We start from the raw sequence: 11,836 nt of genomic DNA, 5'->3' as shown, positions 1-11,836 counted from the left end.
CTTGATCCGGATCAACCCCACGCGCTTCAGGGGTTTTATTCCGGGCCGGTTGACCTTACCATCATGGCAAGGTTCAAGCTTCAGGCTTCCTCCATTTGAAACCGAAAGGACTTCCCCATGAACCAGAGCTTCAACGTACAAGGCATGACCTGCGGTCACTGCGAACGCGCCGTCACCCAGGCCGTGAAGGCCCTCGACCCCCAGGCCCAGGTCACCATCGACCGCCCCGCCGGCAAGGTGGACGTGTCATCCGGCCTGTCCCGCGAGGCGATCGCCGCGGCCATCGCCGAGGAAGGCTACACCGTCGCCGAACCGGCGTGACATGACAGGTGTCATGAACATCGGCGAAGCCGCACGCCATTCCGGCGTGTCGGCCAAGATGGTGCGGCACTACGAGTCGCTGGGCCTGCTGCCGCACGTGCACCGCAGCGACAGCGGCTACCGCCAGTACAGCGACGCCGAGGTCCACACGCTGCGCTTCATCAAGCGCTCGCGCGAGCTTGGTTTCTCCATGCCGGAAATCGCTGAGCTGGTCAGCCTGTGGCAAAACCGCCGCCGCGCCAGCGAAAGCGTGCGGCGCATTGCGCAAAAACACGCCGACGAGCTGGCGCAGCGCATCGCCGCCATGCAGGCCATGCAGCAGACGCTGGGTCACCTGATCCACTGCTGCCACGGCGACGCGCGGCCCGACTGCCCCATTCTCGACGACCTGGCGGGCGCACCCCTGAGCCCGGTCCCGACAAAAAACTTTACGAAATCCTGACATGCGCCTCATGGCGCCCTTACACAGGCGGCGCAAACTTCCCTTCAACCTGACGCCACTCCCGGCAACGGGCTTGTCTTCTACCGAAAGGAAGCTCTCATGACCTCCATGTTCAAACCCCTGAAATCTGTCCAAAGCCTGGTTCTTGCCGGCATCATGGCCACCGCGGCCCTGGCCGCCACGGCACAAACCGTCGCGCCAGCGGCACCCGCCACAGCAGGCGCTCCGGCCAAAGCCGGCGGCCACCATGGCGACCGCATGGGCCGTCACGATCCGGCCCAGATGCAGGCGCGTATCGCCAAGCACCAGGCCGACCTCAAGGCCCAACTCAAGCTCACGCCGGCCCAGGAAGGCGCGTGGACGAACTTCACCGCGTCCATGCAGCCGCCGGTTCACGGCGCCCGTCCCGACCGCGCTGCCATGAAGGCCGAGTTCGACAAACTGACCACGCCCGAGCGCATCGACAAGATGCGTGCCCTGCGCGCCCAGCGCATGACCGAGATGAACGCCGCCATGGACAAACGCGGCGAGGCGACCAAAACCTTTTATGCCGCGCTCAGCCCCGAGCAGCAAAAGGTTTTTGACAGCCAGCGCATGGGCCGCGGCGGCAAGGGCCAGGGCGGACACCACGGCCAGCATCACAAAGGCTGAGCCTTCAAGGTCCAGCACCCCCAGGGCGGCCCACCCCGCCCTGGCCGCAACCTGACTCCGGCCTGCGCCGCATCCCTTCCGGGCGCGGTGCAGGCCTTTTTGTTGTCGGCCTGTGCTTGAGGCGCTATGTTTTCAGGAGCTACTTGCGCAGACGAGTATTGGGCTGGAAGCGCTTTTTACCAATAATTCCGGCCTCGCCAGACGCCGACGCAATCGCGCGTAGGACGAGGTGCAAGCTTGGTTTTTTCACCGGGCTGCCTGCCTAAACTGGCGCCATGACCCCCATCCGCAAAGGCCAGGCGCCGGCCGCTTTATCGCGCAGCGTGTTCCATGAACGTTTCATGGAATCTTTCATGGACCCGGCTTTCAAGGCCGAAGCCGAGGCAATCTCCCGCGTTGAGGCGATTGCCTGGGACGCCTACCAGGAAGGCCGCAAGGCGCCCCGCACCCGCAAGGCCGGCCCCGGTTATGCGGACCCGGACTACGACCTCTCTGTCGAGTGGCTGGCGACGAAGGCGCGTATCGAACAAACCCAGGCGGCGTGGCAAGACCCGGCCACCCCCTCGCGCGTGTTGCTGGTCTGCGGCTCGGCCCGCAACGACGGCACCTGCCCCGGCGAAATCTCGAAAACCTTCCGCATGGTGCAGTGGGCCGAAGAAACACTCGCGCAGGCGCAGATCCAGACCGATGTGCTCGACCTCAGCCTGCTGACATCGAGCTACCACCTGAACATCCACCCCTGCAAAGGCTGCGTGTCCACCGCCATGCCGCTGTGCCACTGGCCCTGCAGCTGTTACCCCAACCACGCCCTGGGCCAAACCAGCGACTGGATGAACGAGATCTACGAGCGCTGGACGGCGGCGCATGCGGTCATCATCGTGACGCCGGTCTACTGGTACCAGTCGCCGAGCCCGCTCAAGCTGATGATGGACCGGCTGGTCTGTGCCGATGGCGGCAACCCCGACCCCACCAGCACCCACGGCAAGAAGGCCCTGGAGGCCAAAGCGCTGGAGCTCCAGGGCTGGGACTACCCCCAACACCTGGCCGGCCGCGCCTACGGCCTGGTCGTGCACGGTGATGTCGCAGGCATCGAGGGCGTGCGGCGCGGCCTGTCCGACTGGCTGGACTGGATGGGCCTGATCGACGCTGGCAGCCAGGCACGGCTGGACCGTTATGTCGGCTACTACGCGCCTTACGCCACCAGCCACGACGCCCTGGACGCCGACGCGCCCATGCAGGCCGAGGTGCGCAATGTCGCCAGCGCGGTGGCGAACGCCGTCAAGGCCCTGCGGGACGGCACCCTGTCGCACCCCGGCAAGGGGCTTTCCCGGCCACGGCAAAAATAGGGCCCCGACGTAGAGCCCCCACGTTCGCTCGCTACGCGTAGCTCTCTGCCCCCCGAGGGGGCGCTGCGCCTGCGGGCTGGCAAAGCCAGACCCGCGGCCCCTGCTTGAAGGGAGAGGCCCCACGTCTGTCGTTGCAGCTGAAGCCGGCTTCAGCCGCCCAGCAAGGCCTTGAGTTCCCCGCTGGCAATCAGCTTGTCCAGGTCGCTCGCCCCGCCTATCAGGGTGCCGCGCACAAAAATCATGGGAAAGCTGGGCCAGCCGGTCCACATTTTCAGTGCGTTGCGCTTGCGCCAGGTGTTGAGGTAGTTGCCGTATTCGAGGTAGTGGTACGCCACCCCGGCCGCGTCCAGCGCGCGGCGCGCCTTGCGCGGAAACGGGTTCATGGCCATGCCGACCACCACCACCGCATGGGTGGCCACGGCGGCCTGCACTTCCTGCACGATGGCCTGCTCATGGCGGGCGATCTTGCCCTGGATGGCCGGATGGATGCGGGACTCCTCAAGTATGGCGCGGGGCATGGGGAAATCCTTTCAGTGGGTGGGCGGCAGGGGTGTGGCCTGCCTGAGGCCACGACCGCAACCAGACGCAGCATACGGCACAGCGCGCATTCACCTGCTCCGCGGGCAAAAAAAAGGGGCCGGGTCACCGGGAACATGCCCCGGCGGCCCGGCCCCGCTGGACCGTCAGTTCAGCGCAGCTTACTTGGCTTCGGCCTGGCCGCCGACGGCGCCCGTGCCTTGCACATTGGCCTGGCCATTGCCGCGCGCGCCGGCGGGCAAAGCGTTCTGGATGCTGTTGCCGGCACGACGGGCCGTATTGCCCACCGCGTTGCCGGCGCGCGCACCGACTCGGGCGGTCGCCTTGGCGCCGCGTTCCACCGCGTTTTCAGCGCGGTCGGCCGTGCGGCTGACCGTGCCCTTGACGCCGCTGCCCGACACCTGCGCACCGGCACGTGTGTCAGTGTTGGCGCCCATCGAGCTGTCGCTGCGTGTGGCCGTTCCGTACGAAGAAGCGGTGGCGTTCACTCCCACGCCTGCGTTGGCGCGAACGTCGCTGCTGATGTTGTTGTTGACACCGGTGCGCACACCGACGTCAGCGCCGACACCGACCTGGGCATGGGCTGCAAAAGCCAGCGTGGCGGTCAGGGCCGCAGCGGCAGAAAGGGAACGCATGGAAAACTTGTTCATTTCAAACTCCTTGTGATGAAACAGGCAGCGCAGGACAGGTGGTGACCTTCTGAAGCCGCTGCCAGCCTGCAAGGCACCGGGAAGGCGTCTGCAGGCGCCAGCGCCTTGTCGGAACTGGGTAACGCAAATTTACGGCCCAGGACGGCGCCGACCTGCCGGAAAGCCCCGCCGACGGGCGTAGGACACCGACCTTTACAGACGCTTGACATGCGGGCGAACGCCCCGCCACACGGCAAATGAGCTTGCTGTCCTACAGCCTTTGGGCACGGCCGCGCGACAATAGGGTTTTGCCCCTTAGCCGCGCCATGCCCTCTTCCGAAAAACCTCTTCAGCCCAACGAAACCGTCGCTCCCTCCGTTTCCGTGGTGGAAGCGCCGCCCGACGAGGCCGAGGCACTGGCGCAGACCCAGCAGGCCATTGCCACCGCCGCCCTGAGTTTTTCCATCAAGGTCCTGACGGTCAACATCCACAAGGGTTTCACCTTCTTCAACCGCAAGTTCATCCTGCATGAGCTGCGCGAAGCGGTACGCACGGTCGGCGCCGATGTGGTCTTCCTGCAGGAAGTCACCGGCACCCACGCCCGGCACGAAAGCCGCGTCGCCAACTACCCGGCCACGCCGCACTACGAATTCCTGGCCGACACCATCTGGCCGCAGTTTGCCTACGGCCGCAACGCCGTGTACACCAACGGCCACCACGGCAATGCCGTGCTGTCGAAGTTTCCCATCGTCCACTTCGAGAACCGCGACGTGTCCATCAGCGGCCCCGAGCGTCGCGGCCTGCTGCACTGCGTGCTGGAAGTGCCCGGCCGCGACACCCATGTCCACGCCATCTGCGTCCACCTGGGCCTGGCCGAATCGCACCGGCTCAAGCAGCTGCACATGCTCTGCGACATGGTGCACAAGGACATCCCGGCCAGCGCGCCGGTGATCGCGGCCGGCGACTTCAACGACTGGCGCCGCCGCGCCCACGCCGTGCTCGAACAAGGCGCCGCCATGCGCGAGGTGTTCGTCAATGCCAACGGCAAGGCGGCGCGCACTTTCCCGGCGCGCTTTCCGGTGTTGCCGCTGGACCGCATCTATGTGCGCAACGCGATCGGCCATTCGCCCGTCGTGCTGCCGCTCAAACCCTGGTCGCACCTGTCGGATCACGCACCGCTGGCCGCCGAAATCGAGTTCTGAACATGCATCAGGGGCCTGCACCGGAGACCACCCCATGAACGGCCGCTGGGTCGCCGGCAACAGCTTCACCTTGCTGGAAAACGGCGAGGCCTTTTTCCCGCGGGTGTTCGAATGCATCGCCGCGGCCGAGCGCGAGGTGCTGCTGGAAACCTTCATCCTGTTTGAAGACAAGGTCGGCCAGGCCCTGCAGGAGGCCCTGCTCACCGCCGCGCGGCGCGGCGTGCAGATCGACATCACCATCGACGGCTACGGCTCCCCGGACCTCTCGCCCGCCTTCATCCTGGCGCTGACGCAGGCCGGCGTGCGGGTGCATGTCTTTGACCCCAGCCCCCGGCTGTGGGGCTACCGCACCAACCTGTTTCGCCGCATGCACCGCAAGATCGTGGTGGTTGACGGCAAACGGGCCTTTGTTGGCGGCATCAACTATTCGGCCGACCACCTCGCTGACTTCGGGCCTGAGGCCAAGCAGGACTATGCGGTTGAAATGGAAGGGCCGCTGGTCGCCGAGGTTCACCAGTTTGCCCGGGCCCAGCTGCTGCTCGGCCAGCAGCCGCCAGGCAGCCGGTTTGCCCAGCTTCTCAAGCGTCGGCCGGCCCCCTGCGCCGCGCCCGCCTGCGCCCCGCTGCCGGCCGCAGGCCGTGCCGATGCCCTCTTCGTGACACGCGACAACGTGGAACACAAAAGCGACATCGAGCGCCACTACCGCATCGCCATCCGCGGCGCGCGCCGCCGCATCATCATTGCCAATGCCTACTTTTTCCCGGGCTACCGCCTGCTCAGGCAGCTGCGCCAGGCGGCGCGGCGCGGCGTGGACGTGCGCCTCATCCTGCAGGGCGAGCCCGACATGCCGATTGTCAAGATCGCGGCCGGCCTGCTGTATCACCACCTGCTGGCCGCCGGCGTCAAGATCTACGAATACCACGACCGACCGCTGCACGGCAAGGTCGCGCTGACCGACGACGAATGGTCCACCGTCGGCTCCAGCAACCTCGACCCGCTGAGCCTGTCGCTGAACCTGGAGGCCAACGTCATCATCAAGGACCACGCCTTCAACCAGCATCTGGGTGAGCACCTCGAGCAGCTGATGCAGGGCAGCTGCACGCAGATCCAGGCCTGTGATGTGGCTGAAACCGGCCCCTGGGCCAGCCTGCGCAGCTTTTTTGTCTTCCACCTGCTGCGCCACTACCCGGCCTGGTTTGGCTGGCTGCCGGCCCACGTGCCGCAGCTGACACTGGCCGAAAAACTGCTGGGCCAGAAAGACGTGGACGTGAAAATCAGCCATGTCAACGAGGGCCGGGTCTCATGAACGACACGGCGCCCGCGTTGCCGGACCCGCGCCGCCCAAAAAAGGCCGGCATCACCGGCAAGGTCTGGTGGCCCTGGCTCAAACGGATCGCAGCGCTGGTGTTTTTCGCCCTGGTGGCCTGGTTGCTGGTCAAGGAAGGCCGCGCCATCGAGTGGCATGAAGTGTTCGCCACCTTGCGCGCCTACCCGCCGGCGCTGCTGCTGGGCGCGGTGGCGCTCGCCGCCCTGAGCCTGGGCCTGTACAGCTGCTTTGACCTGCTGGGGCGGCACTACACCGGCCACACACTGCGCGCGCCCACGGTGCTGCTGGTCACCTTCATCAGTTATGTGTTCAACCTCAACCTCGGCTCGCTGGTGGGCGGCGTCGCCTTCCGTTACCGGCTTTATTCCCGGCTGAAGCTGGACGTCGGGACCATCACCCGGATCCTGTCGCTCAGCATGCTGACCAACTGGACCGGCTACCTGTTGCTGGGGGGCCTGATCTTCGCCTTTGCCACGCCCGCCTTGCCGCGCGGCTGGACGTTGGGCAGCGCCGGCCTGCAGGTCCTGGGTTTTGTGCTGCTGGCGACTGCCGTGGCCTACCTGCTGCTGTGCGCCCTGTCGCGCCAGCGCAGCGTCACCCTGCGTGGCCACCGGCTGGAACTTCCCTCCGGCAGGATGGCGCTGCTGCAGGTAACGATGGGGGCGACGAACTGGCTGCTCATGAGCAGCCTGGTGTTTGTGCTGCTGCAGCAGAAAATCGCTTTTCCGGCGGTGGCCGGCGTGTTGCTGGTGGCCGCGGTGGCGGGCGTCATCGCCCACGTGCCGGCCGGCCTGGGCGTGCTGGAAGCGGTGTTTGTGGCCCTGCTCTCGCGTGCCATGCCCACGCACCAGCTGCTGGCCGCCCTGGTGGCCTACCGGGTCATCTATTACCTGGTGCCCCTGGCGCTCGCGACGGCGATCTACCTGGTCATGGAAGTGCGGGCAAAAAAAACGGCGCCAGCGGCCACCCCGGCTGAGGCTGCCACGGCTGAAGCTTCCAGCTAGAGCCTGATCACCGTCCCCAGGCATTTGCCCGGTATTGCCGCTGTTTAGACGCCGTTGCCGCCGTTTTTTGCCCTGAAAGACAGGACATGTCGGTGGCCCGCTCCGCCCGGGACTGGTCAAAATCGCCAAACCACTGTATATTATTACAGTGGATACACCGCAACACCCCCGCCAAACCGCCGCCGCTGCCCATTCAGCGCGTCGTGCCCACCCAGCCGCAGGCGCCGCAACCCCGTGGCTGGCCGCAGCTGCCGCACTTCCCTTTTCCGGCGCCCCGGACGCGCCCCAGCCTGCAGTCCAGTCAGCCTGCCGGACTACAGCGTCAGTCCCTCCACAACGCGCACCATCGGGGTGTGGTGGCAACCCCGGCCACCCAAGGAGCGCTGCATGGGCATGATGAGTGATCCCCTGACGAACGACCTTTTCCCGCAGGCGCTGCTGACCGTCACGCTGCAGGGCCCCGGCGACCTGGAAGGCTTCCGGCGCGCCGCACGCAGCCTGCTGGCACAACAAATCCCGCCCACGCAGGTCAGCTGGCACTGCAGTGATGTGCCGCCGCAGCACCGGCCGGCCGCGCCGCCGCAAAACCACGCCGCCGCCGGCGATGCCCCCGCGGTACAGGTGCCGCCCGAATTTGTGGCCCTGTGCGAAAGCGCCATCCTGCACCGCGACCCGAGGCGCTTTGAGCTGCTTTACCGCCTGCTGTGGCGCCTGGTGCATGAACCCGGCTTGCGCCACGACCCGCTGGACGCCGACCGCGCCGAAGCCCGTCGCATGGCGCAAGAGGTGCGGGACGAGATGCACAGCATGAAGGCCTTTGTGCACTTTCACAGCGTGCAGGACGAGAGCTTTCGCAACCATCCCGAGGGCGGACCCCTGCATGTGGCTTGGTTCGAGCCCGGGCACCACATTGTCCAGGCCGTCGCGCCGTTTTTGGCGCGGCGCTTTGCGCAGATGCGCTGGGCTCTGCTGACCCCGGACATCAGTGCGCAATGGGATGGCGCGCAACTCCACTTCGGCCCCGGCGCCAGCCAGGAAGACGCGCCCTCACCCGACGCCGGCGAAAAACGCTGGCTCCGCTGTTATGAACACATCTTCAGGCCCGCGCGCCGGAAGCGGCGGGCGATGCCCAAGGACATGCAGCACAGGTACCCGCGCAAGCACCCCGAGACCGGACAGCTCCCCCCGCAGGTGTCGGCCGCGCACCAGCGCAAGCACCGCCAGGTCGCGCAACCCGCGACACGCATGGCCAGACGCGTGCCGCAGCCCCGGGCCGCGCTGGCCGTCCCCGCGCAACCGCAGGGCGCACCGACTCAGCTGTCACTCGACGCGCTGGACACTTCGCCAGACACCTTGCAGACGCTCCTCATTTGATAGCTGTTTGCGCACGCTACATAAGGGCTGGGGCCCTATTTAGCTAAAAAATCCGGGGTCAACGCCCCGGCGTGCCGGAGGCCGGTAGCGCTGGTGCAGACGCGGGCGCCTGCGGCCCGGGCAGCGGCAGCACCACACTGCGGCCATCGGCCGGTGGCTGCTCGGCCGGCTGCACCGGCCGCGTGGTCGAGTCGCGCGGGTCCGGCTCCACGGGCGGTGCCGGCGGCAGGTTCTGGCGAAACTCCGGGTTGCGGTTGATGCGCGGGCCGGGCACAGGCGTGTTGTCCTGAGCCAGTGCTGCACCGCCCGCCAGCAACAGGGCGGCAAACAAAGGCAACAAGGAAGCTGAACAGCGTGGGTAATTTGAGAAAGGGGTCGTCATGAAACTCTCCTTCTTTCAGGGGCAAGGCGCCAGCCTATCACCCGCCGGAGCGCGGCGGCTTGTCCTGGCGCAAGGGCTTCCAGTGCGGTGTTGCATGCTTATCCCGTCTCCTTTTTCCTGATGCGCACGCACAGTGGCAGGTCCCCAGTTTCATCATGGGACTCGCTCACGCCGCGGCTTACCGGCAGCCAGCCCGCATGGCTGTAACAGTTGTGCGCCGCAGGCCAGCTGCCGCGCAGGTGACGGCGGCGGAACTTACACCAAGCTTCGTGCAGGGCGAAGCTTGCTAATGTGATGCCCATGCAGATCTCTGAACTCGCCCAACGCACCGGCGTTTCCGTGCACGCCCTGCGCCACTATGAAAAGCTCGGCATGCTCCAGCCCGCGCGCCGCGCCAGCGGCTACCGCGAATACACCGAAGCCATGCGCCGCGAGGTGGTCTTCATCGCCATGTCGCGCCGCATCGGCTTTTCACTCAAGGCCATCGCGGCGCAGCTTCCCGCTTACCGCACCGGGCGGCTGAGCTTTGAACAGATGGTCGAAGCCATGCAGGCCCGCGTGGCCGAAATAGACGCGCAAATCGGCGAGCTCAAAACCCAGCGCCGCGCCGTGGTCGCGCACATCGCGTGGATGCACAAACAGCAGGGCGAGCACCAGGCAAAAAAAGCGAAACGCCTCGCGGCCACTCTCAACGGCAAGGCACCCTGGCCCGCCGCCCTTTCCACACCACGCAGGAAACCCACGCCATGACAACCGAAGCCACGCACAGCTCCCCGCAGTTCCAGCCGCTTGAACAACTGGTGCTCGCCATGCCCATGGCCCGCACCTTGGGCCTGGCCTTCAGGCGCATCGTGCCCGGCGCAGTGGAGGTCGAAATCCCGGTGCTCGAAGCCTTCTGCTTTCGCCCCGGCCAGCTGCAGGCCACCGCGGTGTTTGCCGTGGCCGACTTTGCCGCCGTGGCGGCCGCCGCTACCTTGCTGGCACCGGGCTGGGTCAACGCCACGGTGGACGCGACGATCAAGCTGCTGGCGCCCGCGCAAGGCGCGCTGCTGCGCGCACGGGGGCGAGTGGTCAGCGCGGGCAAGCTGCTGACCATCTGTGCGGCAGACGTGTACGCCGTCAGCAGCCAGGGCGAAGAAGTCCTGTGCGCCACCCTGCTCGGCACGGCACGCAATATCAACGCCGCCGCTCGGCAGCCACAGTGACGCTATTATTTACATAGCTGTCTGCGACTGGCCAGCAAGGGCTGGAGGCCGGTTTTGCTGGAAAAAATGTCACGCCCCAGGTCGCCGCATGCAGCACGCTTTTCTTGCCCCCTCGCCCTCTGGGAGGGTTGGGGTGAGGGGCCAGCAAGCCACAACATGCGATAGCGCTACGCACAAACCGCCAGCCCTCACCCCCGCCCTCTCCCAGGGGGAGAGGGAGTAAAGCCAGCCCGGACGACCTGAGTAGTTACGAAGAAAAGGGCTGTTCGCTCAGTCGCGCCGGCGCACCGCCACCATTTCCATGAAGCCGGTGGTCGCATCGGGTTCTCGGCCGAACTGCCAGCCCGGCAGCAAGGCCAGCACCACCTCGGCCGTGGTGCGCACCGTGCACCAGGGTCATGCGCAGAACGTGGACTTGCAGTGTCGTGAGACGCCTCCCCGCACCATCGCAGGCGTTTCATTCGCTCACAACTGCGTCATGCCCCGCTGTTAAGATTCGTCCCTTTCAGACCCGTCTGAACCGCCCGTTTTTCTCTCCTTTCCGCGACGACGCGACGCCTATCCCCCATGACCGTTGCCATCCCGGCCAGCACCCCCGCCACCTTCGAAATCAAAAGCGCCAACCTGCCCCTGGTGGCGCTGCTCCTCAAGTCCTCCGACCTCAGCGCCCTGTCGCGCGAGATGGCGCTGCGCTTCGGTGACATTCCGGATTTTTTCGACAACGACCCGCTGGTCATCGACCTCGCGCAACTGCCCCTTGATGCGGCCACGGTTGATTTTGCGGCGCTGATCGCGCTGCTGCGTCCGTACCGCGTCGCCCCCCTGGCGGTCCGCGGCGGCAACCCGGCGCAACTGGCCGCCGCCCTGGCGGCCGGCCTGGTCGCCGCGCCCGACGCACGTGTTGTCAGCGCTCCCGCAGCCGCCCCGGCACCCCCCACGCGCAGCAAGGCGGCGGCACCGGTGGCCGAAGCGCACGCCGCGCCGGCCCCCGGCGCACTGGTGATCGACAAACCGCTGCGCTCCGGCCAGCAGGTGTATGCCCGCGGGCGCGACCTGGTCGTGCTGGCCATGGTCAACGCCGGCGCCGAAGTCATTGCCGACGGCCACATTCATGTGTATGCACCGCTGCGCGGCAAGGCCATGGCCGGCGCGCGCGGCAACACCGAGGCCCGCATTTTTGCGCTGAGCCTGGAGCCCGAGCTGCTGTCGATTGCCGGCATCTACCGCACCAGCGAAAACCCGCTGCCCGAAGGCGTGTGGGGTAAGCCCACCCAGGTGCGCCTGGTGCCCGGCCCCGAGGGCGACAAGCTCGTGATGGAAACACTGTGAGCCCCCACGTTTGTCACTTCGTGTACTGCACTGCCCCCCGAGGGGGCGCTGCGCCTGCGGCCCGGCGAAGCCGGTTCCGCGGCCCCG

General features: G+C 66.7%; 14 protein-coding genes and 1 pseudogene. 11 read left to right on the top strand and 4 right to left on the bottom strand.

Features of this window, described 5'->3' with window-relative positions; genetic code table 11:
- Nucleotides 1-117 precede the first annotated feature (117 nt).
- The 4 genes from PSV40_RS18925 (at nucleotide 118) to PSV40_RS18910 (ending at nucleotide 2,760) form a co-directional block, all read left to right on the top strand.
- Complete coding sequence (locus tag PSV40_RS18925; protein ID WP_300540745.1) at nucleotides 118-321, top strand: cation transporter; 204 nt, start codon at nucleotides 118-120, stop codon at nucleotides 319-321.
- A 13-nt stretch (nucleotides 322-334) separates the two neighbouring features.
- Nucleotides 335-763, top strand: coding sequence for a Cu(I)-responsive transcriptional regulator (gene cueR / locus PSV40_RS18920; protein ID WP_366915049.1), 429 nt, complete (start codon nucleotides 335-337; stop codon nucleotides 761-763).
- Nucleotides 764-862: 99 nt separating this feature from the next.
- A complete protein-coding gene (locus tag PSV40_RS18915) occupies nucleotides 863-1,414 on the top strand; it encodes a Spy/CpxP family protein refolding chaperone (protein WP_300540739.1) in 552 nt (183 codons plus the stop codon).
- A 275-nt stretch (nucleotides 1,415-1,689) separates the two neighbouring features.
- A complete protein-coding gene (locus PSV40_RS18910; RefSeq protein WP_300540736.1) occupies nucleotides 1,690-2,760 on the top strand; it encodes an NAD(P)H-dependent oxidoreductase in 1,071 nt (356 codons plus the stop codon).
- Between the two features lie 149 nt (nucleotides 2,761-2,909).
- Here the strand turns inward: PSV40_RS18910 and PSV40_RS18905 are convergent, their stop codons facing one another.
- Together PSV40_RS18905 and PSV40_RS18900 are read right to left on the bottom strand one after the other, a co-directional pair.
- Complete coding sequence (locus PSV40_RS18905; protein WP_300540733.1) at nucleotides 2,910-3,278, bottom strand: glutaredoxin; 369 nt, start codon at nucleotides 3,276-3,278, stop codon at nucleotides 2,910-2,912.
- Between the two features lie 180 nt (nucleotides 3,279-3,458).
- Complete coding sequence (locus tag PSV40_RS18900; protein WP_300540730.1) at nucleotides 3,459-3,947, bottom strand: hypothetical protein; 489 nt, start codon at nucleotides 3,945-3,947, stop codon at nucleotides 3,459-3,461.
- 305 nt (nucleotides 3,948-4,252) lie between these two features.
- On the opposite strand from PSV40_RS18900, the gene PSV40_RS18895 reads away from it, so the two are divergent.
- The 4 genes from PSV40_RS18895 to PSV40_RS18880 all read left to right on the top strand — a co-directional run bounded on the left by PSV40_RS18895 (nucleotide 4,253) and on the right by PSV40_RS18880 (nucleotide 8,833).
- Complete coding sequence (locus PSV40_RS18895; protein ID WP_300540728.1) at nucleotides 4,253-5,128, top strand: endonuclease/exonuclease/phosphatase family protein; 876 nt, start codon at nucleotides 4,253-4,255, stop codon at nucleotides 5,126-5,128.
- A 34-nt stretch (nucleotides 5,129-5,162) separates the two neighbouring features.
- The gene (gene clsB, locus PSV40_RS18890) at nucleotides 5,163-6,434 is read left to right on the top strand and encodes a cardiolipin synthase ClsB (RefSeq protein WP_300540725.1); all 1,272 of its coding nucleotides are present in this window, start codon (nucleotides 5,163-5,165) and stop codon (nucleotides 6,432-6,434) included.
- Nucleotides 6,431-7,459 (top strand): lysylphosphatidylglycerol synthase domain-containing protein, encoded by a 1,029-nt coding sequence (locus PSV40_RS18885; protein ID WP_300540722.1) that lies wholly within the window; start codon nucleotides 6,431-6,433, stop codon nucleotides 7,457-7,459. Before clsB ends, PSV40_RS18885 begins: the two co-directional genes overlap by 4 nt.
- A gap of 387 nt (nucleotides 7,460-7,846) precedes the next feature.
- Nucleotides 7,847-8,833: a TIGR03915 family putative DNA repair protein gene (locus PSV40_RS18880; RefSeq protein ID WP_300540719.1), complete on the top strand. Its 987-nt coding sequence runs from the start codon at nucleotides 7,847-7,849 to the stop codon at nucleotides 8,831-8,833.
- A 58-nt stretch (nucleotides 8,834-8,891) separates the two neighbouring features.
- Here PSV40_RS18880 and PSV40_RS18875 read toward each other — a convergent pair whose 3' ends face one another.
- Nucleotides 8,892-9,215: a hypothetical protein gene (locus PSV40_RS18875; RefSeq protein ID WP_300540717.1), complete on the bottom strand. Its 324-nt coding sequence runs from the start codon at nucleotides 9,213-9,215 to the stop codon at nucleotides 8,892-8,894.
- Nucleotides 9,216-9,515: 300 nt separating this feature from the next.
- Here PSV40_RS18875 and PSV40_RS18870 point away from each other — a divergent pair, with 300 nt between their 5' ends.
- Together PSV40_RS18870 and PSV40_RS18865 are read left to right on the top strand one after the other, a co-directional pair.
- Nucleotides 9,516-9,965: a MerR family transcriptional regulator gene (locus PSV40_RS18870; RefSeq protein WP_300540714.1), complete on the top strand. Its 450-nt coding sequence runs from the start codon at nucleotides 9,516-9,518 to the stop codon at nucleotides 9,963-9,965.
- Nucleotides 9,962-10,420, top strand: coding sequence for a PaaI family thioesterase (locus PSV40_RS18865; RefSeq protein WP_300540711.1), 459 nt, complete (start codon nucleotides 9,962-9,964; stop codon nucleotides 10,418-10,420). Before PSV40_RS18870 ends, PSV40_RS18865 begins: the two co-directional genes overlap by 4 nt.
- Nucleotides 10,421-10,690: 270 nt before the next feature.
- Here PSV40_RS18865 and PSV40_RS18860 read toward each other — a convergent pair.
- Nucleotides 10,691-10,810 (bottom strand): annotated as a pseudogene (locus PSV40_RS18860) (DUF296 domain-containing protein); the annotation flags it as partial.
- A gap of 177 nt (nucleotides 10,811-10,987) precedes the next feature.
- On the opposite strand from PSV40_RS18860, the gene minC reads away from it, so the two are divergent.
- On the top strand, nucleotides 10,988-11,749 hold the full coding sequence (gene minC / locus PSV40_RS18855) for a septum site-determining protein MinC (protein ID WP_300540708.1): 762 nt from the start codon (nucleotides 10,988-10,990) through the stop codon (nucleotides 11,747-11,749).
- Nucleotides 11,750-11,836 lie beyond the last annotated feature (87 nt).

The organism is Polaromonas sp., assembly GCF_029945925.1.
Taxonomy (GTDB): domain Bacteria; phylum Pseudomonadota; class Gammaproteobacteria; order Burkholderiales; family Burkholderiaceae_C; genus Polaromonas.
The sequence above is the reverse complement of the archived record's forward strand: the minus strand, read 5'-3'. Positions and strand labels throughout refer to the sequence as shown.